The 17,201-nt window shown below is 59.2% G+C and carries 26 protein-coding genes and 3 tRNA genes; 16 read left to right on the top strand and 13 right to left on the bottom strand.

What is annotated here, in order from left to right:
- Nucleotides 1–10: 10 nt before the first annotated feature.
- Together BKP54_RS25900 and pcsA are read right to left on the bottom strand one after the other, a co-directional pair.
- Nucleotides 11–988: a quinone oxidoreductase gene (locus BKP54_RS25900; protein ID WP_025426990.1), complete on the bottom strand. Its 978-nt coding sequence runs from the start codon at nucleotides 986–988 to the stop codon at nucleotides 11–13.
- A 10-nt stretch (nucleotides 989–998) separates the two neighbouring features.
- Nucleotides 999–1,724: a phosphatidylcholine synthase gene (gene pcsA, locus BKP54_RS25895; protein WP_025426989.1), complete on the bottom strand. Its 726-nt coding sequence runs from the start codon at nucleotides 1,722–1,724 to the stop codon at nucleotides 999–1,001.
- Nucleotides 1,725–2,003: 279 nt separating this feature from the next.
- Between pcsA and BKP54_RS25890 the strand changes: the two genes are divergently transcribed.
- Entirely contained in the window at nucleotides 2,004–3,215 is a 1,212-nt protein-coding gene (locus BKP54_RS25890) for a UbiH/UbiF family hydroxylase (protein WP_025426988.1), read from the top strand.
- Here BKP54_RS25890 and BKP54_RS25885 read toward each other — a convergent pair.
- Entirely contained in the window at nucleotides 3,183–4,145 is a 963-nt protein-coding gene (locus BKP54_RS25885; RefSeq protein WP_025426987.1) for an AEC family transporter, read from the bottom strand. The two genes, BKP54_RS25890 and BKP54_RS25885, sit on opposite strands and share 33 nt — an antisense overlap.
- Nucleotides 4,146–4,358: 213 nt before the next feature.
- On the bottom strand, nucleotides 4,359–5,105 hold the full coding sequence (locus BKP54_RS25880) for a cytochrome c biogenesis CcdA family protein (RefSeq protein WP_025426986.1): 747 nt from the start codon (nucleotides 5,103–5,105) through the stop codon (nucleotides 4,359–4,361).
- Nucleotides 5,106–5,296: 191 nt separating this feature from the next.
- On the opposite strand from BKP54_RS25880, the gene BKP54_RS25875 reads away from it, so the two are divergent.
- Together BKP54_RS25875 and BKP54_RS25870 are read left to right on the top strand one after the other, a co-directional pair.
- Nucleotides 5,297–5,372, top strand: a tRNA-Lys gene (locus BKP54_RS25875).
- A gap of 500 nt (nucleotides 5,373–5,872) precedes the next feature.
- Nucleotides 5,873–6,127, top strand: coding sequence for a YMGG-like glycine zipper-containing protein (locus tag BKP54_RS25870; RefSeq protein WP_025426985.1), 255 nt, complete (start codon nucleotides 5,873–5,875; stop codon nucleotides 6,125–6,127).
- A 75-nt stretch (nucleotides 6,128–6,202) separates the two neighbouring features.
- Here the strand turns inward: BKP54_RS25870 and BKP54_RS25865 are convergent, their stop codons facing one another.
- A complete protein-coding gene (locus BKP54_RS25865) occupies nucleotides 6,203–7,207 on the bottom strand; it encodes a GlxA family transcriptional regulator (RefSeq protein WP_025426984.1) in 1,005 nt (334 codons plus the stop codon).
- Nucleotides 7,208–7,485: 278 nt separating this feature from the next.
- Entirely contained in the window at nucleotides 7,486–8,667 is a 1,182-nt protein-coding gene (locus BKP54_RS25860; RefSeq protein ID WP_084815145.1) for a GGDEF domain-containing protein, read from the bottom strand.
- Between the two features lie 219 nt (nucleotides 8,668–8,886).
- Here BKP54_RS25860 and BKP54_RS25855 point away from each other — a divergent pair.
- The 3 genes from BKP54_RS25855 (at nucleotide 8,887) to BKP54_RS25845 (ending at nucleotide 9,662) form a co-directional block, all read left to right on the top strand.
- A tRNA-Pro gene (locus BKP54_RS25855) sits at nucleotides 8,887–8,963 on the top strand.
- Nucleotides 8,964–9,245: 282 nt separating this feature from the next.
- A complete protein-coding gene (locus tag BKP54_RS25850) occupies nucleotides 9,246–9,551 on the top strand; it encodes an ETC complex I subunit (protein ID WP_025426983.1) in 306 nt (101 codons plus the stop codon).
- 34 nt (nucleotides 9,552–9,585) lie between these two features.
- Nucleotides 9,586–9,662: transfer RNA gene (locus BKP54_RS25845), tRNA-Arg, on the top strand.
- Nucleotides 9,663–9,873: 211 nt separating this feature from the next.
- On the opposite strand, the gene BKP54_RS25840 is transcribed toward BKP54_RS25845, so the two are convergent.
- The gene (locus tag BKP54_RS25840) at nucleotides 9,874–10,440 is read right to left on the bottom strand and encodes a hypothetical protein (protein ID WP_128090500.1); all 567 of its coding nucleotides are present in this window, start codon (nucleotides 10,438–10,440) and stop codon (nucleotides 9,874–9,876) included.
- A 298-nt stretch (nucleotides 10,441–10,738) separates the two neighbouring features.
- Here BKP54_RS25840 and BKP54_RS25835 point away from each other — a divergent pair, with 298 nt between their 5' ends.
- The 6 genes from BKP54_RS25835 to BKP54_RS25815 all read left to right on the top strand — a co-directional run bounded on the left by BKP54_RS25835 (nucleotide 10,739) and on the right by BKP54_RS25815 (nucleotide 12,587).
- Complete coding sequence (locus BKP54_RS25835; protein ID WP_084815143.1) at nucleotides 10,739–10,936, top strand: hypothetical protein; 198 nt, start codon at nucleotides 10,739–10,741, stop codon at nucleotides 10,934–10,936.
- Between the two features lie 55 nt (nucleotides 10,937–10,991).
- Nucleotides 10,992–11,234, top strand: a complete 243-nt coding sequence (locus BKP54_RS25830) for a hypothetical protein (protein WP_025430737.1) — start codon at nucleotides 10,992–10,994, stop codon at nucleotides 11,232–11,234.
- A gap of 102 nt (nucleotides 11,235–11,336) precedes the next feature.
- Nucleotides 11,337–11,570 carry a hypothetical protein gene (locus tag BKP54_RS25825; RefSeq protein WP_245317906.1) on the top strand — a complete coding sequence of 78 codons (234 nt, stop codon included), beginning with the start codon at nucleotides 11,337–11,339 and terminating at the stop codon, nucleotides 11,568–11,570.
- A 99-nt stretch (nucleotides 11,571–11,669) separates the two neighbouring features.
- Nucleotides 11,670–11,843 (top strand): hypothetical protein, encoded by a 174-nt coding sequence (locus BKP54_RS37365; RefSeq protein ID WP_348626762.1) that lies wholly within the window; start codon nucleotides 11,670–11,672, stop codon nucleotides 11,841–11,843.
- 69 nt (nucleotides 11,844–11,912) lie between these two features.
- Complete coding sequence (locus BKP54_RS25820) at nucleotides 11,913–12,161, top strand: hypothetical protein (protein WP_084815141.1); 249 nt, start codon at nucleotides 11,913–11,915, stop codon at nucleotides 12,159–12,161.
- Nucleotides 12,162–12,251: 90 nt separating this feature from the next.
- A complete protein-coding gene (locus BKP54_RS25815; protein ID WP_084815140.1) occupies nucleotides 12,252–12,587 on the top strand; it encodes a helix-turn-helix transcriptional regulator in 336 nt (111 codons plus the stop codon).
- A gap of 73 nt (nucleotides 12,588–12,660) precedes the next feature.
- On the opposite strand, the gene ligD is transcribed toward BKP54_RS25815, so the two are convergent.
- Nucleotides 12,661–13,515, bottom strand: a complete 855-nt coding sequence (gene ligD, locus BKP54_RS25810; protein ID WP_348626763.1) for a non-homologous end-joining DNA ligase — start codon at nucleotides 13,513–13,515, stop codon at nucleotides 12,661–12,663.
- Between ligD and BKP54_RS37360 the strand changes: the two genes are divergently transcribed.
- A complete protein-coding gene (locus tag BKP54_RS37360; RefSeq protein WP_348626764.1) occupies nucleotides 13,441–13,602 on the top strand; it encodes a hypothetical protein in 162 nt (53 codons plus the stop codon). The genes ligD and BKP54_RS37360 overlap by 75 nt on opposite strands.
- A gap of 306 nt (nucleotides 13,603–13,908) precedes the next feature.
- Nucleotides 13,909–14,205, top strand: a complete 297-nt coding sequence (locus BKP54_RS35385) for a hypothetical protein (RefSeq protein ID WP_128090499.1) — start codon at nucleotides 13,909–13,911, stop codon at nucleotides 14,203–14,205.
- A gap of 142 nt (nucleotides 14,206–14,347) precedes the next feature.
- On the opposite strand, the gene BKP54_RS37180 is transcribed toward BKP54_RS35385, so the two are convergent.
- Complete coding sequence (locus BKP54_RS37180) at nucleotides 14,348–14,476, bottom strand: hypothetical protein (protein WP_280951682.1); 129 nt, start codon at nucleotides 14,474–14,476, stop codon at nucleotides 14,348–14,350.
- 290 nt (nucleotides 14,477–14,766) lie between these two features.
- On the opposite strand from BKP54_RS37180, the gene BKP54_RS25795 reads away from it, so the two are divergent.
- Nucleotides 14,767–15,036, top strand: coding sequence for a hypothetical protein (locus tag BKP54_RS25795; protein WP_084815136.1), 270 nt, complete (start codon nucleotides 14,767–14,769; stop codon nucleotides 15,034–15,036).
- A gap of 374 nt (nucleotides 15,037–15,410) precedes the next feature.
- Entirely contained in the window at nucleotides 15,411–15,581 is a 171-nt protein-coding gene (locus BKP54_RS25790) for a hypothetical protein (RefSeq protein WP_245317904.1), read from the top strand.
- A gap of 192 nt (nucleotides 15,582–15,773) precedes the next feature.
- Here BKP54_RS25790 and BKP54_RS25785 read toward each other — a convergent pair whose 3' ends face one another.
- The 4 genes from BKP54_RS25785 to BKP54_RS25770 are packed head-to-tail and all read right to left on the bottom strand — an operon-like array spanning nucleotide 15,774 to nucleotide 17,158.
- Nucleotides 15,774–16,148 carry a DUF1515 family protein gene (locus BKP54_RS25785; protein ID WP_244496112.1) on the bottom strand — a complete coding sequence of 125 codons (375 nt, stop codon included), beginning with the start codon at nucleotides 16,146–16,148 and terminating at the stop codon, nucleotides 15,774–15,776.
- A complete protein-coding gene (locus tag BKP54_RS36770) occupies nucleotides 16,148–16,387 on the bottom strand; it encodes a hypothetical protein (RefSeq protein ID WP_084815152.1) in 240 nt (79 codons plus the stop codon). Before BKP54_RS36770 ends, BKP54_RS25785 begins: the two co-directional genes overlap by 1 nt.
- Nucleotides 16,272–16,508, bottom strand: coding sequence for a hypothetical protein (locus tag BKP54_RS25775; protein WP_128090498.1), 237 nt, complete (start codon nucleotides 16,506–16,508; stop codon nucleotides 16,272–16,274). The genes BKP54_RS36770 and BKP54_RS25775 overlap by 116 nt, the downstream gene beginning before the upstream one ends.
- Nucleotides 16,505–17,158, bottom strand: a complete 654-nt coding sequence (locus tag BKP54_RS25770; protein WP_084815151.1) for a lysozyme — start codon at nucleotides 17,156–17,158, stop codon at nucleotides 16,505–16,507. The genes BKP54_RS25775 and BKP54_RS25770 overlap by 4 nt, the downstream gene beginning before the upstream one ends.
- Between the last annotated feature and the right edge of the window lie 43 nt (nucleotides 17,159–17,201).

The raw sequence follows: 17,201 nt of genomic DNA, 5'->3' as shown, positions 1-17,201 counted from the left end.
AAGGCTTCGATCAAGGAATCAGCAGTGTTGTTCCACTCGTTTTTCTTGTCTCAAGATCCGTATGCGCGCGACCGGCGTCGGCAAGCGGATAAGTCTGATTGATATTGATACGCACTTTGTTGCTTTGCACAATATCAAAGAGGGAATTTGCACACGCTTCAAGCGCAGGCCGCGTCTGCACATACCCGAAGAGTGTCGGACGCGTCGCAAACAGCGAACCCTTCTGTGCCAGAATGCCGATGCTGAAGGCATCGACAGGACCGGACGAATTGCCGAAGCTCACCCAGAGGCCGCGCGATTTCAGGCAATCGAGCGAGGCCGGATAGGTGTCCTTGCCGACCGAATCATAAACGACATCAACACCCTTGCCGTCGGTCAGTTCCTTGACCCGGGCAACGAAATCGTCCGTGCGGTAGTTGATGACGTGGTCATAGCCATGGGCAAGCGCCAGATCGATCTTGTCCTGCGATCCGGCCGTACCAATGACGGTTGCACCCAGAGCCTTTGCCCATTGGCCGGCAATCAAGCCGACGCCGCCGGCAGCAGCATGGAAGAGCAGCGTCGTTTCAGGCCCAACCTGGAATGTCTGATTGAGCAGATATTGCGCGGTCATACCTTTCAGCATCATCGCCGCCGCCGTCTCAAGCGAGATGCCGTCCGGCACCTTGACCAGTTGCGAGGCTTCGACGTTTCGCTCGCTGGCATAGGCGCCATCCGACGAGGCGTAGGCCACCCGGTCGCCAACACCGAAGAGGCTGACGCCATCACCGACAGCCGTCACGATCCCCGCACCTTCCTTGCCCGGGACAAAGGGCAGGCCCGAGGCGGACTTGTAGAGCCCGGTGCGGAAATAGACGTCGATGAAATTCAACCCGACAGCCACCTGGCGGATCTGCACCTCACCCGGCCCCGGCGGCGAGAGCGTAACGCCCTCCAGCTTCAGGACTTCAGGTCCACCGAGTTCGCGTACGACAATTGCCTGTGCCATCGAAGAGCTCCTAGGTCCGGCCGAGCTTGGGGAGGATCTGCAGGACGAAACCAATCACGTAGAGATAGATGCCTGTTGCAAGAACACCGGTCACCACCCAGGCCGGTGTCACGAAATGCAGAAGCAGGGCGTACATGCTGAGCGCCGACCAGAGGAAAAAGACACCGAGGTTGAGCGGTCTTAACCGCTGGACGCGCACCGGATGCAGGAAGTTGATCGGCAGGAAGGTCAACACTACCGATACGAAGACGACGATCGAGGCGGTCAGCTCGCTCGCCTGGATGACGAACAGCGTAAAGACGACCATGTTCCAGACGACGGGAAAGCCCGAGAAAAAGTATTCGTCGGTCTTCATGCCCATGTCGGCATAGTAGATCGCGCTTGAGACAACGATGGCGCCGGCCGCAACGAAGGACCATGGCTCGCCGATCATGCCGCTCTGGTAGAGCGCAAACGCCGGCAGGAGCACGTAAGTCACATAGTCGATGACGTTGTCGAGCGTGTCGCCCGACCAATTGGGAAGCACTTCCTTGACCCGCACCTTGCGGGCGATCGGACCATCGATGCCATCCACCAGCAAGGCCAGGCCGAGCCACCAGAACATATCGACGAAGCGGTGTTCGGCCGCGGCGACGACGCCAAGAAAAGCGAGGAATGACCCGGAGGCGGTCAATATGTGCACGGAGAAGGCGCGGATCTCGGCGTAGGGGACTCGTTTGTAGTTGAAAAACTTCATCTGCGGACGCCGCCTATCCCCTTCTGCATTTCCCCAGACAGAGTTTTACTCTCTGCCTCAACCGCTGTGGCGGCGCATTGCGCGTAATATGCACCCTTTGCAACGCATCGCCAGCAAAATTCAAGCACGCCTTTGTCCGGCGAAGATTGTTCTGTGGACACTTTCAAATTGCTTCTGCGCTGATTCAACCCATTTATTTCGCCTCTGCCCAAGACTAGAAGTAAGATGAGATGAAAGCAGCAGGCGCTTGATGGCGCGAGCGAAAGGGTTCTTTCCATCATGGATCATTACGACATCGCCGTCGTCGGCGCTGGCCTCGCGGGTTCTCTGGCAGCGATCGCTCTCGCGGAGAGCGGCTACCGCGTCGCGCTGATCGGACCGGAACCGGCATCATCAGACGGACGGACGACCGCGTTGATGGACCAGTCGATCGACTATCTGAAGAAATTGAACCTCTGGGAGAAGGTGCAGCCGCTGACGGCGCCGCTATCAACGATGCGCATTCTGGATGGGACAAACCGCCTGCTGCGCGCGCCGACAGTGAACTTCCGCGCGTCGGAAGTCGGCCTTGCGGCCTTCGGCTACAACATTCCGAACGCCCCCTTCCTCGACATTCTGCGGGAGCGGGCATCCGAGACGGAGACGCTCGATCGCATGACGATGTCAGCGTCCGATTTCGACCTCTCCGGCGACAAGGTGCGGATCTCGCTCGATGACGGGCGCGACATCACCGCCGATCTGGTCGTCGGTGCCGACGGCCGTCGGTCGCCGGTGCGGGAAGCCGCCAAGATTTCGGTCAGCACCTGGTCCTATCCGCAGACGGCCGTCGTCCTCAACTTTTCGCACGAGCTTTCCCACCAGGACACCTCGACGGAGTTTCACACCGAGAGCGGGCCCTTCACCCAGGTGCCCCTGCCCGGCAACCGCTCGAGCCTCGTCTGGGTGCGCAAGCCCGACGATGCCGCAGCCACGCTGGCGCTCGATCTCGCCGCACTCTCGCGCGCCGTCGAAGACCGGATGCAGTCGATCCTCGGCAAGGTCACGGTCGAAGGCAGCCCACAGTCCTTCCCGCTGTCGGGCATGAGCGCTCATCGCTTCGGCAAGGGCCGGGTCGCGCTCGTCGGCGAAGCGGCGCACGCCTTTCCGCCAATCGGCGCCCAGGGTCTCAACTTGAGCCTTCGCGACGCGATGACGCTGGTCGATCTGATCGGCGCAAAGACGGACGACAATCTCGCGGGCGACATCGGCGACCGGTTCGACAGTCGGCGCCGCCTCGATATCGTTAGCCGCACGGCGAGCGTCGATCTGTTGAACCGATCGCTGCTGTCGAGTTTCCTGCCGGTTCAGGCGCTGCGCGCCGTCGGCCTGCACATCCTCTCGGCTGCCGGACCGCTGCGCAGCCTGCTGATGCGCGAAGGCGTGCACCCCGGCAGCGCGTTTCACGCGTTGAAGGACAGCTTACGGGAAAAGATCGGCCGGAAGAGCGCCTGAGCGGATCAGATAGAGCAGCCCGGTCACGGTTGCGACCGAAAGCAGCGTCGTGATCAGGATCGTCGCAGAGGCCCGCTCCTGCCAGACGCCATATTGGTGGCCGATGACAAAGACATTGGTCGCTGTCGGCAGCGCCGCCAGCAGCACGGCCGTCTGCACCCACACCGGATCATAGTTGCCCGTCAGGCCGAGCGCCGTGAACACCAGCACCGGATGCAGGATAAGCTTGGCCGGCACGATATAGCCGATCTCGACCGGGATGCGTTTGATCGGCCGGAGCGCCAGCGTCACACCCATCGCAAACAACGCGCAAGGAGCGGCGGCCTGCGCCAGATAGTCGATCAACCGCTGCGCCGGCAGCGGAGGCTGGACCGCGAAAAACGCCGCGATGACGCCGGCAAGGGTCGACAGAATGAACGGATGCAGGATGATCTTGCGGGCGATGCCAAGGGCCAGAACCGCAGGCTTTTCCTTTCGCCCACCGGAAAGCGCCATCATCGCCGGCGCCACGGTAAAGTGCGCCGCATTCTCGAAGCAGAAAATCAGTGCGACCGGCACCGCCGCCGCGTCACCCAGCGCCAGCAAGGCGAGGCCCGGCCCCATATAGCCGATATTGCCATAGGCCGCGGCAAAACCCTGGATCGTCGCTTCGCCAACGGTATTGCGCCGGACGTAGAGCCCGATGATGAAGATCAGCGAAAAGACCACATAGGTCGCACCGACGCTCGTCAGGATAAAATCTGCTCGTGTCAGTTGCTCGATCGGCGTTCGCGACACCAGCTTGAAGAACAGCGCCGGCAAGGCGAGATAGATGATGAAGGTGTTCAGCCACCCCATCGCTTCGCCTGGATGCTCGACGAAGCGGGCGGTGAGATAGCCGAGAAAGATCAACCCGAAGAACGGCAATACCAGGCCAGCAATTTCCGTCATGCCTCTCCCCGACCATGCTCATGCGACACATTGAGCGGGCACGTAATCCCCGCTCATAACCCGGTCGCTGTCGCGGTACCCACGCGTTGGGCACGATGCACACGCCCCTCACGCAATCGGGCCTGTTCAACCCAATATCATCAACCCGATCGATTCCAATAGGTTGAGGCGCACTTGGCTAGGGCCAACCCCGTCCATTGACCCGCTGATGACCTAGCCGATTTTCATCAGAATCGGGAAGGTCTGCTGGAACCAGATGGCGACGGAGCTGATGAAGCCGAAGAGGAAGGCAAGGCCGGCCAGCACCAGAAGCGCGCCCATCAGCTTTTCGACGAGACCGAGATGGCGACGGAACCGCAGGAGAAAGCGCATGAACGCACCGGAAAAACCGGCGGCGATCCAGAACGGGATCGCAAGCCCGAGCGAATAGACGGCCAGAAGCATGGCGCCGTCCGTGACCGTATCGCGCGCAGCTGCAACGCCGAGAATCGTGCCGAGCACCGGACCAATACACGGCGTCCAGCCAAAGGCGAAGGCAAGGCCCATGATATAGGCGCCCGACAGCGTCGCCGGCTTGCCGCCGCCTTGAAACCGCGCCTCGCGGGCAAGCAGGCCGATCTTGAACACGCCAAGGAAATGCAGGCCCATGATGATGATCACCACGCCGCCGATACGCGACAGGAGATCCATGTGCTGGCGCAACAGCAGGCCGATCGAGGATGCGCCGGCACCGAGCGACACGAACACGGTCGCAAAGCCGAGCGTAAACAGAAGCGCCGCCGGCAGAACGGCGCGCCGGGTGCTGCGGGCAGAAACCACCTCGCCGCTGCGGAACTGGTCGACCGACACCCCGGCCATATAGCAGAGATAGGGCGGGACAAGCGGCAGAACACAGGGCGAAAGAAAGGACAGAGCGCCAGCGAGAATGGCGGTCCAGATCGAAATATCGGCAATCGACAACGGCAAGAACTCCGGCATGCGGTATTTGGGCCATTCCTTAGCCGCATGACCGTGACGATACCAATCACCTTTTGGCGATCATTGCGCCATGCACCATTTCTTCACGAAAGCCGTAATTTTTGGGTTGACCGGCGGGAAGCTCAAGTGCATATGTCCGCCCACTTCCGCCGGGCTTCACCGCCGCGGCCAGGGAGCGCGTAGCTCAGCCGGTAGAGCAACTGACTTTTAATCAGTAGGTCCAGGGTTCGAATCCCTGCGCGCTCACCACTTAAATTCAAGCGCTTAGCTAAAAATCACTTGATCGCTGCTCCTTAGTGAGTCGCCACCGTACATCGAAATCCCTCAAAATCGCCGTGCCCTAACTGGAACGCCCTTGCCTTCCGCGTTGCTAAGATATGGGAATGCTTCGCCAGAAACACAGGTCACCGTACCGGCCGGCGCTGCTTGTACAGACGCAGGTGGTGACCGTGCCAGCCATTGGCATTCGGTAGCGGGCAGGAAAGTCGACAACCTCGTGGATCTTCTGAACTGGCTGTACGTCCGCCGACAGGCGGGATCGGTGCATTGGTCAGAAATGCAACTTTCTTGCCGGCGTAGTTGGAGCTTTCCCAGCGGCCGCGCGGATGAGAGGCCAAGCAGCGCGCCGGCCGCCTTTGAGAATCGGCACTATCGACAATTGCAAGCATTGCGTAGATGCTGAACCTCACGCCGTGGATGCAAAGACGTGCACCAGGCCCCGGGTTGATATCGAGCAAAGGGATGAAAGCATGAGAAAGCTTGTCATTGCGGTTGGAATGATTGGTACCCTCGCGTCCTGCACTCAGACAGAGCGAGGGACTGCAATCGGTGCAGGAACCGGCGCAATCATCGGAGGCGTGGTGAGCGACAGCTGGGGCGGCGCGGCTATCGGCGCTGTGGCCGGCGGCATTATGGGCAACCTGATTGGTCGTTCCCGGGAGCGTGACGGCTATTGTATCTATCGGGATCGCTATGGCCGCCGCTTCGAAGCACGCTGCCAATAGCAGCAGCCCAGGCGTCCGATAGCGCGACCGCCAAACATAATAATGGCTGGCAAAGGTTCGGTGCGCTCACAACCTTCAGATCCCCTCGCCACCTTCCGACGTCGCACCCGCGCCGCGGTGCCTGCTACGCATCTTCAGCGGGCTCGTCCCATATTCGCGGCTATAGGCGCGGGAAAAAGCCGACAGGCTGTCGAAGCCACAGCGCAGCGCGATCTCGCGGATCGGGCTGCCCGAATCGCGCACCAGTCGATGCGCCACCTGCAGGCGCAGGCGCAGGTAATAGGCGCCGGGGCTGGTCGATAATCCCTTTGTAAACAGCAGTTCCAGCTTCCGCTGCGAAATGGACAGCCGGCGTGCAAGCGCCGACACCGTCAGCGGCCGTTCGAGCGTTCGCTCCATCAGGCGGATCGCCTCAGCCAAACCGGGATCGCGGGTCTCGATCCGCCCGAGAGACACCACGGGCTGGATGTCCGTCGCGCTGTGGGTCTGGTCGTAGACGAAGATGCTGGCGACATCGAGCGCCAGCGCCGAGCCGAGGCGCTGGGTGATGAGGTGCAGCATCATGTCGAAGGTCGGTGACGCACCACCGGAGGTCCAGAACTTTCCATCGGTGACGAACCGATCCCCCAGCACCGTCAATGCTGGAAATGCCTGGCTGAAATCCTCCAGCTCCTCCCAGTGGGCGGTTGCCTTGCGGCCGTTGAGCAGACCGCTGCGGCCGAGCAGCCAGCAGCCCGATTCGATGCCGGCCACGATGCCAAAATGGCGGGCGCATTCCTGAAGCGTGGCGATGAACCGGCGCCCGACATGCCGATCGAGATTGAAGCCACCGATCGCCAGCAGGACATCGCCTTCAAGCGGCAGCGAGAACGTGCCGTCGACCGCGATCGGTATACCGCATGTCAGGATGACCGGCTCACCGTCGGCCGAAAGCAACCGCCAACGAAAGACCTGGCGGCCCGAGACGCGGTTGGCAGCGCGCATCGGATCCAGCACGGAGGCCAGCGACATGATCGACGATTCCGGCAGCACGACCACCACGACATCGATCATAGATTGTATTTTCTCAGTGCCAGACATGCGAGAAATGTCAAATTTCTGGCGTAAAATGTCAATTGGGCGGACCGCATTCAGGCATTATCAGGTGGCAATCGATCTCCCTTCGCGCGGTGCTGCAGCCCCGCGCAGAGACGTTCCCCTTTCCGCGATATTGCCGGAACGCCGGCCGGACCTAGATCCGACCGGCCCGTTTTTTTATCCAAGGTTCTTAAGGAGACAAAAGGCCAGCGATGTGCCGGCTCCCGAAATAGCGACGCGCAAGGGCGGACAGCCGGATCATCGACTGCCTCGCGTCAAACTCAACCTGTCCGTGCGATTGGTATGCCAATTGCGAACGAAGCCGGTGGCGGGGCATAGGCGACTATGCAGTTACGGCCAGCATCCTTGGCCTGATAGAGTGCGGCATCTGCCATACTGAAGAGCTCTTCCCAGCTGCTTTTCGCATCCTGTCCGACGACAAACCCGATGCTGACACTGACGGCAATGCGCTGGCCGTCGCAATGGATGTGCAATTGTTCGGTGGCAAGCCGCAACCGCTCGACGATCGCTCGCGCCTGCACCTCGTTCGTTATCGGAAGGTAGAGCCCGAACTCCTCGCCGCCGAGCCTTGCGAAACAATCGGTCGCGCGCAGGTTTGCCCGCACCAGTTCGGCAAAGGCGATCAGCACCTGGTCGCCCGCCTGATGGCCGTAGCGATCATTGATGCGTTTGAAGAAATCGAGATCCATGACTGCAAGGGCGTCGCCCTTCCAGCCGAAACGCGGCAGTTGCGACAGGAACCACCGACGGTTTCCCACACCGGTCAGCATGTCCGTGTCGGCCGTTCGCCGCAATGCCGCCTCCGCCCGCTCCTTGACCAGCACCAGTGCAAAGAGCGCAATGGCGAAGTGGCTGATGATCAGCAGGAAGAAGGCGTAGGTCGTGGTGATCGGCAGGATATCCGGCTTGAGCAGGCCAACCACGACGGCAAGGCAGAGCGTGGCGCCGATTGCGAGTGAAGCCGCGAAGATGGTCCTGACCGGCAGCGGCTCGCTTTTCCGATCTGCGACGACTGCAAAGGCGGACGCGGCGAGAAACAGGAAGGCACCGGTATTGAATGCACTTGCGCGTATAGAATTGATGACGTGGAAGTGCGTGATCAGGCCGGCAATCGCGCCGGTCAAAGGAATGGCAAGCGCCAACCAATCCGCCCGGTGGCGCCTTTGGCCGCTCAGCCGGCGCAAACCGATCCAGAACAGGGCGTAGCCGCCAAGACCAAGTGTAAAACTGGAAAGCGTCCATAGAATAGCGGGTAGCAGCTTCTGCTCGCCATACCCTGAGAGCGTCGAGGCCAGAGCGAGAAAAAGAAACCCGGCTGCCAGAATGCCGAGCCCCTCGTTCCGGGGTGACTGCCACCGGAGATAAAGAAAACACAACGCACCGACCAGAAACGACGATTTGTGAAGCAGCAGCACAGTTGCGAGGTCAAGTTGGGCGGTCATCGATCCGGCTCGGCGTGTTTGTTTGTCGCTGCGCCTCTATCGCATGGAGTTTAGGGAGTACTAAATGAAAATGAGAAATCGGCACCAGAGCCTGAAATTCCGGCATATTGGCCGCCAAGGCGCCCTCTCATCGCATCACATTTGGCCTCCCGTGTCGGTCAACGTGAAATTTCATGTTGCAGGGCGTGGGTGAAGCGTGTATCTCCGGCGCCGTTGGCACGGAGTGTAGCGCAGCCTGGTAGCGCATCTGGTTTGGGACCAGAGGGTCGGGAGTTCGAATCTCTCCACTCCGACCAACGAAATCCCTTGAAAATCTTATGTTATTAGTTGCCCTCGATGTTGGTTGCCGCCAATATGTGGGCATATCGGGCATTTTGTGCCCCGGATCGCAGGATGCGGTGATGCCATTGCCACCTCATGGTAAATCGACCACTCACCTTGCACTGACAAAATACGGACGAAAAGCCAGATTTATCCGTCTGAAAGTCATTCCGTTTTAAATCATTCTGCGCTATGGGAAGACGCATGTTGGGGCCGCAAAATGCTCCACCAGCGAAATAACGGAGCCGTTCGAGACAATGTCCGCAAAGATCTATCGTCCAGCAAAGACCGCCATGCAGTCTGGTAAAGCCAAGACGAATCTGTGGTTGCTGGAGTTCGATCAGGAAAAGCCGCGCACCATCGATCCGATCATGGGCTACACCAGCTCCGGCGACACGTTGCAGCAACTGCGACTGACTTTCGAAAGTGCGGAACAGGCAATCGCCTACGCTGAACGCAACGGCATCGAATACCGCGTGATCGCGCCGAAAGAGGCGACGCGCAAGACTGTGTCCTACCCGGACAATTTCCGTTTCAGCCGGATGCAGCCCTGGACCCATTGAGGTCCTGCCGTTTTCGACGGGCCCTGCCCGGAACGGCCCCTTAGCTCAGTTGGATAGAGCACCTGCCTTCTAAGCAGGTTGTCGCAGGTTCGAATCCTGCAGGGGTCGCCACCTACCTCCTTGAATTTAAATGATTTTTCGCGAATCGGCGAATTGTGCGAAACACCCGAAACCGGAACGTTTTGGCACTAGACTCACGAGAACAGCCCGAATAGTCCCGGAAAAATCCCGTAAAGCGTTCTTGTTCGGTTCTCGGTGCCCTGCCAACTAAGAAGGGGGCATTTTTGTGCCTAGCCTGCGGTCGTAGCCGCAGCGCAATCGTCTATTTATCTGCGCGGAGCCTGTCAGCATAAATGCCCAAGCTGGTACCTCGGCCGCTGACAATAATGTGACCGCCAGAGACCAGATTGCGCCTAACCTCCTCCGGAACGCCACACAGGCGCTCGAACACGATTGGAAAACTTTGCAGCTCGATCGAAGACGGGCATCGACTGGAAATGTGCCGGTTGGCATCGGCAACGGTGAAAGAAAGCTCGACCTGGCTCCCGGCCAGCAATGCAATGATCATCGGACCAGTGAAGACGACAGCGTGATTCCCGAACAAATAACCAAGAAGCGGAGCACCGATCACGGCCACCGCCTTTCTGACCTCGCCGCCGTCCGGAGCCGTGGCCAACCTTCTGCAGACGATCCAAACTGCGCCGCCGGCAGAAATCAGACCAACACCAACGCCCACAAGGAATGTGCGGTTCAGCCACTCCGTCGACGGCAAGAACTGAATGCCAAACATCTTGGCCAATACAGGCAGTGCACCAGCTAGCGCCCAGATACCAATTACGATCCCGGTCTTGCCAAGCGATTGACCTGGCGTATTTCCTCGTTCGCTCATCCGTCCCCGCAGTTCTCTCGACAGAGTGCACCTGTGACATGGTGGGGGTTGTAGCTTCAAGAGCATCAATCGGTGGATGAGAATTATTTCTAACGGCGCGATTCGAGCCCACGACCCCTTGCCCCCCAGGAGAGAGGGCTAATTCAGGCGTTTGCGGCCTGTACACCTACTCGCTTCGGGAATTATTTCGGGACTCTGCGACTCGATTTTGTTTCCGTCTTAATCGCCAAGGCCCCTCACTTTTGCGACTATCGCGCCGTCCGGACCATGGCCTAGCCTCCGATCAAAGGAGACAATCATGGAACCGACCTCATTCATCACCGAGCTTGACGACGACGATTTGCGTGAGTTTTGCCTAGTGGGCATCTTTCACCTTGCTCATGCAAATTGGGTCAACGGGGTCGACGACGACGTGTGGAGCGACGTGCTCGAGGAGGCCTACCAGCGCGGTTGGACAGACATGCACATCGTGTTCGAGAAGGCATCAGTGAATTAGACATCCCTTGAGAACAAAAGCCCGCGCCCTACCATCTTCGGCAGGAGGAAACGTCATGCGAAAAATTCCTGCGCCGAAGCATCCAAAATACCACCCAGATCGTGACCTCCTTTGCCAGGAGGCTTTGGAGGGCGAATTCCTGTCACTTGCCGATCGAGCGCAACTGTCCGGTTGGTCACGCGAGGAAGTCGCGACGGCATTGATCGAGCTTGCAGACAACTATTTCCTAGAAAATGCCGATCTCGAAATGTTCGAGCTTGGTGCCGGCGTTGTGCTGCTCGCGCGGAAACCGCATTAATCCCTCCCCAAGTAGGCGTCGAAGCCTATCTTCGCCGGGTATTAACCGATGTCGCTGATTATCCCATTCTGCGGCCATGTAACCTTGCACCGGAGTTGTGACTTGATTGACGTTCTTCTTGAGTTGTTTGGCTACACCACCGCTAGGCTGGTACTGCCAATCATCACTCTCGGAAAGGTGCGCGTTCAACCAATAGCCTCGGCCGATAGAGGTTTCAGCTGGCTCGGGTTCAAACGGGTCGCCGATGGCTCGCTGATGTGCCGCGCTGATATGGCGGGATTGATCGGTGTCCTGCTGTGGTTGCTTACTGCCATTCTTTTCTTCGTGTCCCCATAACGCTCCCGCAGCAGGACGCTTACTCGCGAAATCTCGGTGTTGACTCTCTGCCTCAATGAGAACATTTGTAGAACATAAGCATTGAGAAGGCCCTGCAGAATGAGTGACGAAGTCGGCGCTACCAAGAGAGCGGAAAGCGGCCTGGTCGAGCACCTTTGCGAGCATCCGGGCTGCACGAAGTGGGGGAGCTTCGGCTATGCCCACGGACGAGCAGCGCCAAACTGGTATTGCTTCGAACACCGGATCGAATGGCCACCTGCCAAGAGGTCCTAACTCACCGGCGCTGGCGGGCGCCTTTCACGACATGCGGCTTGTCAAAACCTCGATCGAGGAAGAAAGCGCATGTCTGGGAAACAGCCGGTCATTATAGATACGCTCGGAAGACTGCTGGATGACGGCTATCGGTTTAATCTCTGGTGCCTGGATTGCCGCCGCGGCGGAATCAGCCCGATAGAGCCGTTTGTGAAGAAGCTCGGGCGCGATCACTCTCTTTATATCAGGGGGCACGTGAAGTGCGCCAAGTGCGGCCGCAAGAACGTCGAGGTGCGGATACAGGCGCCGGCTGGTGGCGTGCGCCCGGTTCAGGGATGACGCCGCCTGTCTACCCGCAGATCTGCGAGTTGTGATGCCAGATTGTCTTGTTCCATATAGGCCCGAGTTTCAGAAGCGGAGTGCGTATACATGGCCAAGATGAACGAAACCTCGATGGAGCTTTCCCTGCAAATTGGTGAGCGTCTCAGAACGATTCGCCAAATGCGGGGGCTTTCCCAGGAAAAGGTGGCGACATCGCTTGGCATAACGTTCCAGCAGATTCAGAAATATGAGCGCGGGGCGAACCGCATCTCCGTTCCAACCTTGATTCAGATCTGCGAAGTCCTGAACGCCCACCCGATGGAAATCATCGGGGACTTTTCAATGGACGACAGGGCCGAGAAACCGAACGTGCTTCTCCAGCGGCTTGAGAAAGCAGAAAACAAACTGGCCCGGGTGCAGAAAATCCTCGCCGAGCGGGATTGATGCGGGAACCTTTTTTCGGGCACTCTCTTTAAGTTGTTCCCCGAACCTTGATTAGGCCCCTCTTCCCCGGGGCCTATTTTTTGAGATCGAAGACGTCGCCATTGTCGGCCAGCTCGCGCAGCCCTTTGAACGATGGATGCCGCAACTTCCCGTCGCTGGTGATCTCGGTATAGGTGATTTCGGCGACGAATACCGGTTCGCAGAACACAGCGTTCTTTCGCTTGAGCGCGACCGGCGGCACCTTTGCCGGCATGGCTGCCAGTTGCTTGCGAAGGTCGCGGGCCATCTTGTCGGTAAAGCCTGTGCCGACGCCGCCAACATAGACCAACTCGTCGCCTCGCCTCGCAGCCAGCAGCAGTCGCGAAATCGCTCCGGTCACTTTCGTTGAAGGTTCATATCCCACGACGATAAAGCCGTCACTCTGGATGCACTTCAATTTGAGCCAATCACCGAGCCGGCCTGAACGGTACGGCGCCCGCCTGTCCTTGGCGATAATACCTTCAAGGCCGAGCTTGCAGGCATGCGCAAGGATAGCCGCGCCCTCGCCTTCAATCTCTTCTGACAATCGAATAACCGTGCCGCCCTCGGCGATCGCATCTTCGAGCATCGTCCGGCGCTCCCGCTGTTCCATGCCCCGCAGGTCGTGACCGTCAAAGTAGAGGAGATCGAAGGCATAGAACCGCGCCTCATCGGCTTCGCGCTTGCCCCCTCGGCCGCCCAATGCCGCCTGAAGCAGGCCGAAGTTCGAACGCCCGCCCTCGTCGAGCACGACCGCCTCGCCGTCGAGAATCATGGTTGTTGGCCCAAAAACCTTCGCTGCCGCCTCGATCGCCGGGAAACGGTGCGTCCAGTCATGGCCACCACGCGTCAGGATACGCACCCGGCTCGGCTCGACATGAACCGCCAGGCGATAGCCATCCCAATTGATTTCGAATGCCCAGTCGCCAGCGGCCGGCACCCTCTTGGCAAGCAGCGCGAGGCAAGGCTCGACGCGATCTGGCATGGGGGCGACTGACTGTTGTTTTGGTGGTCCTTTCACCATGGCGCATTAGATGCACGGAAGCGGCAATGTGTCATCATCGTAGAAGCTGATTGCCGTCGCGTTGTCCGCCTCGATGCGCTGCAGGAGCGCGCGCATAACGCGCGTGTCGACTGGGTGGGCTACTGTGTCCAACATAGCCTGGATGCCGTCGGCAGAGTGCGCCAAAACTCGCGACCCGGCGAAAAGTTCCGGCGTGGGACTTCAGTCTGACCAGCCCTTGGCAAAGGTCTGAGGTCGATTGTTGCGCCGTCGCGTCGCGCTAAATTCCTCAATTAGCCCATGTCGCTGAAGACCCTCAGAAGAAAAAGTCATGGGTGGGTAACGGCTCCAGAGCGTTTGTTTCCGTCCCTGCAGCTCTGGGGCTGTTACCAATTGGAGGAGACCATGGGAGTTATCGGGATGTATGAAAGGCACAGATTTCAGCAGCCGGAAAAAACCGCATCAACCGGGTTGCCGATCGGCGTGATGCTTCTCTCGGTAGCAGCGATAGCCGTTTACCTGATCGTTGGCGGCGAAATTCTCAACGACAATAGTCGGGATGTCGCCGTGTACCTTCCCCAGGTAGAGGCGAAATAGCTTTCCGGCAACAGGAGGCAAAATGAGCTTGTTAAAGCTAGGGCGGGCTCGCCTGGGTATGGCGCTACCGCGCCATCGTCGGTGGTTGCTCGCAATCAAGGACGAGCGATTGGACGATCTCTTTGAATGCTATGCATTGGCATCAACGACGCTCGACAAGCTCCTGCGTGAAGTTCCCCGTCGAGAAGCGCTGATAGACGAATACGAGGAGGTCTGCCGTGACCTGCAGGTAGATGTGGTAGAGCTGCTCGCCCTCTTGGAGGAGCGACACTTGCAGCGAAGCCAGCAGGACCTCGCATAGAGATGATAACGCGGTAACGCTCCCAAGCAGGTTGGAACAATTCCTTGGCTTCCGCGTTTAGCGCCTACCTGTGACAGCTGCCACTCCCCCCGCGGCCGCTGTCCCACTCTCTCGGCCCCTTCCGCAAGGGGCCGTTTCTTTGTGCGCTACAGAGCTCTCTACCAACGGCGGTCGACGCACGTAAATCTCAACTTTTGCTCACTTGGAGCCAATTGGAGATTTCGCTATCTTTAAGCGGTAGCTCATAGAGGGAGGTCTATATGGCTATTCAGGTTGACCAGTCAGGCTTTGAACTCGCACCCGAACAGATCGGTACCCTACAAAGGATATTCGATCGAATTTGCTTCGAAGCAAGAATTCCGCGCCAAGATACCCGTGCCGCTCGCCTCGCAAAATTCCTGATGGACGAATTTAGGTTCGGCAATACCGATGAATTGACATTGACCGAATGCGGCCGCTGGTTCTGCAGGCGGGTTGCCCCGACACCTCGAATTCAGAGCGGACAGCAACCCTTCGGGATGCAACACTAAGCGCTGTCGTTTTCATCGATCCCTTCCGCAGGCGCTGGAACCAACCCGGATGCTAGGCGTTTTGACAAGGTGGATTACGTCACAACCTCCAAGGTCTCGGCGGGCACCGAAATCCGCTGAGACCTTCTTTCAAGGCAGTTGCGTTCTTCGCGCTTTTGATTTGCGTTGGCGTTATGGAAGGCAACCTCCAACGCGGAATCCGGACGGCCTATCGCCCTCCAAACGTCAACGGCCGTCTGGATCTCCCCGCAATTTCAGAGTTGAATCGCCCCGGTGACAGCGCATAATTCAATGCGGGCTAAGGTCGGCCTATTGCGCCCGGGCTGGGGGCTAGCGCTATGAACAAATCGGTTGGATCTCGCAAAGAGATGATAATGCCTGACGACTTCGAGAAGATTGAAGCCGTCTTCCGGGAATTGGTGCGGGAAAGGCATCTCGCCTTGGACAGCGAGGAAGCCGATATGCTTGCGGCGCGGCTGATCAGCCTTTTTCAAAGTGGCATCCACGATCACGAGGCGCTGAAGCAGACGGCCGAGTTTCTCTAATCATGGACCGCCGTCTGGCAGCGCGCCTCGCAAAGGGCTGTGGGAACTATTTTCCGCTCTTGTGGTTATATTAGTGCACGCACAAAAGCGATTCAGATGATGATCCGTCGGGATCGTGTGCAAGGATGGCCTCCGCCACTCGGAGGTCATCCTTTTAGTTTCGCGCCCTAGCAAGGGGCGGGCGTTTCTTTTTTAGACCTTCCCAATGATGACGAACACGATGCGCCGTATCGCTTCGGCGAAACTCACCCCCAGCGCCATCGCCGCAATTCCGGTGACGCCGAGCGCACCGATGCCCATCAGCTTCCATCGCTTCACGTCGTCGGTGACCGGCTTCATCTCCGCCACGTCAGCAACAATTGTTGCCGTAGACGTCTCGAGATGACCGACGCGACCGACAAGCTCATCCATTCGGCGATGCACGCCGGCACGGCTTTCGGCCGCCTTGTCTTCCGCTCGGTCAGCGCCTTCCTCTATTCGGCGCATGGTGTCCTGCAGGGCGCGCATTCCTGCCGCCAGTTCGCCAAGTTGGCGATGGACAGCCGCTTCGGTCTCTGTGGATGCCATTACCGCCCTTCCCCATGCCTCACGCATTCCGCGTTTGTCCAGACGCCACCGGCGCAAAGCCCGACGACAGTCCGGTCAATCTTCCGCTGATCTGCCGGCGTCGCCCCGCGCGCGCCGACCAGGTCAGTCCCGACGACCCGCCGCAGGCCGTCCACACTTGCTGGCGCCGAAGTCCCACAGCCCATCAGGGCAAGTGTCATAGTCAGAGCGAGCATCGCCCGCGGAATGTGCCGCCGCATTGTTCTGCCTCTCGAATGCGTTGGTGATTGATCGGGCGCCGTCCTCGCGGATCTCAAGAACGGTCCAGGTGATGGCGGCGAGCACGAGCACGCCACCGAGGATCTTCGGCCAGGGGATCATGCCGGATAGAGCCGATTGCGGATGAAGAGGAAGGCGCCGCCCGCAAACGACGCGACAATGATGCCGGCGAGTGCCCACTGCAGCGGGCCATTGCCGGTGAAGGCAAAGCCGAGCGTCGAGACGATGCCGGCAAGCCAGCTGACATTTTCCTTCGTCACGACTTCCGGCGCCTTCGGTGCGGCCGGCTGCGTGTTGGTCGAGACGAACTCGCCCTTGGCCCAAAGCCCGGCTTCGGCCGCGCGACGATTGACGAGACCCTTCACCCGCTTGCCGCCGGCGTTGACCCACTTCATCAGCTCGGCCGGTACGGCGTCATAGTCACCGGCATTCAGCTTTTTCAGCAGCGACGACTTGCCGAGCCTGCCGGTGTTGAAGTCGAAGGACACGAGCACGGCATGCTGGTTATCCGTCAACGGCACCTTCACCAGCCGTGCGACCCGCTCCTCGAACTGGGCGAGATCGGCGCGCAGGATCTCTTCGGCGCGTGCCTCGGTGATCACCATGGTTGGTGTCACCGTCGGAGCGCCGGCCGCGCTCGTGTGGCCGTAGCCGATGGTCCAGATGCCGCCTACATCTCGATAGGCCTTCGTCTTCAGGCCTTCCCACTGTTTGACGAGCGCAAGGCCCGCCGCGTTGATGCGTCGGTTCATGTTCATCTGATTTCCTATTTTTTAGTGCTACTTTGATAACTGT

This window comes from Ensifer sp. 1H6 (assembly GCF_001976035.1).
In the GTDB taxonomy this organism is placed as follows: Bacteria; Pseudomonadota; Alphaproteobacteria; order Rhizobiales; family Rhizobiaceae; genus Ensifer; species Ensifer canadensis.
This window is presented reverse-complemented; position numbering and strand designations above follow the sequence as displayed.

What these genes read in the sequence shown, in the direction of transcription:
- BKP54_RS25900 (WP_025426990.1), bottom strand. Translation starts at nt 988, where the DNA reads ATGGCACAGGCAATTGTCGTACGCGAACTCGGTGGACCTGAAGTCCTG.
- pcsA (WP_025426989.1), bottom strand. Translation starts at nt 1,724, where the DNA reads ATGAAGTTTTTCAACTACAAACGAGTCCCCTACGCCGAGATCCGCGCC.
- BKP54_RS25890 (WP_025426988.1), top strand. Translation starts at nt 2,004, where the DNA reads ATGGATCATTACGACATCGCCGTCGTCGGCGCTGGCCTCGCGGGTTCT.
- BKP54_RS25885 (WP_025426987.1), bottom strand. Translation starts at nt 4,145, where the DNA reads ATGACGGAAATTGCTGGCCTGGTATTGCCGTTCTTCGGGTTGATCTTT.
- BKP54_RS25870 (WP_025426985.1), top strand. Translation starts at nt 5,873, where the DNA reads ATGAGAAAGCTTGTCATTGCGGTTGGAATGATTGGTACCCTCGCGTCC.
- BKP54_RS25865 (WP_025426984.1), bottom strand. Translation starts at nt 7,207, where the DNA reads ATGTCTGGCACTGAGAAAATACAATCTATGATCGATGTCGTGGTGGTC.
- BKP54_RS25860 (WP_084815145.1), bottom strand. Translation starts at nt 8,667, where the DNA reads ATGACCGCCCAACTTGACCTCGCAACTGTGCTGCTGCTTCACAAATCG.
- BKP54_RS25850 (WP_025426983.1), top strand. Translation starts at nt 9,246, where the DNA reads ATGTCCGCAAAGATCTATCGTCCAGCAAAGACCGCCATGCAGTCTGGT.
- BKP54_RS25840 (WP_128090500.1), bottom strand. Translation starts at nt 10,440, where the DNA reads ATGAGCGAACGAGGAAATACGCCAGGTCAATCGCTTGGCAAGACCGGG.
- BKP54_RS25835 (WP_084815143.1), top strand. Translation starts at nt 10,739, where the DNA reads ATGGAACCGACCTCATTCATCACCGAGCTTGACGACGACGATTTGCGT.
- BKP54_RS25830 (WP_025430737.1), top strand. Translation starts at nt 10,992, where the DNA reads ATGCGAAAAATTCCTGCGCCGAAGCATCCAAAATACCACCCAGATCGT.
- BKP54_RS37365 (WP_348626762.1), top strand. Translation starts at nt 11,670, where the DNA reads ATGAGTGACGAAGTCGGCGCTACCAAGAGAGCGGAAAGCGGCCTGGTC.
- BKP54_RS25820 (WP_084815141.1), top strand. Translation starts at nt 11,913, where the DNA reads ATGTCTGGGAAACAGCCGGTCATTATAGATACGCTCGGAAGACTGCTG.
- BKP54_RS25815 (WP_084815140.1), top strand. Translation starts at nt 12,252, where the DNA reads ATGGCCAAGATGAACGAAACCTCGATGGAGCTTTCCCTGCAAATTGGT.
- BKP54_RS37360 (WP_348626764.1), top strand. Translation starts at nt 13,441, where the DNA reads ATGGCCACCACGCGTCAGGATACGCACCCGGCTCGGCTCGACATGAAC.
- BKP54_RS35385 (WP_128090499.1), top strand. Translation starts at nt 13,909, where the DNA reads ATGTCGCTGAAGACCCTCAGAAGAAAAAGTCATGGGTGGGTAACGGCT.
- BKP54_RS25795 (WP_084815136.1), top strand. Translation starts at nt 14,767, where the DNA reads ATGGCTATTCAGGTTGACCAGTCAGGCTTTGAACTCGCACCCGAACAG.
- BKP54_RS25790 (WP_245317904.1), top strand. Translation starts at nt 15,411, where the DNA reads ATGCCTGACGACTTCGAGAAGATTGAAGCCGTCTTCCGGGAATTGGTG.
- BKP54_RS25785 (WP_244496112.1), bottom strand. Translation starts at nt 16,148, where the DNA reads ATGGCATCCACAGAGACCGAAGCGGCTGTCCATCGCCAACTTGGCGAA.
- BKP54_RS36770 (WP_084815152.1), bottom strand. Translation starts at nt 16,387, where the DNA reads ATGCGGCGGCACATTCCGCGGGCGATGCTCGCTCTGACTATGACACTT.
- BKP54_RS25775 (WP_128090498.1), bottom strand. Translation starts at nt 16,508, where the DNA reads ATGATCCCCTGGCCGAAGATCCTCGGTGGCGTGCTCGTGCTCGCCGCC.
- BKP54_RS25770 (WP_084815151.1), bottom strand. Translation starts at nt 17,158, where the DNA reads ATGAACCGACGCATCAACGCGGCGGGCCTTGCGCTCGTCAAACAGTGG.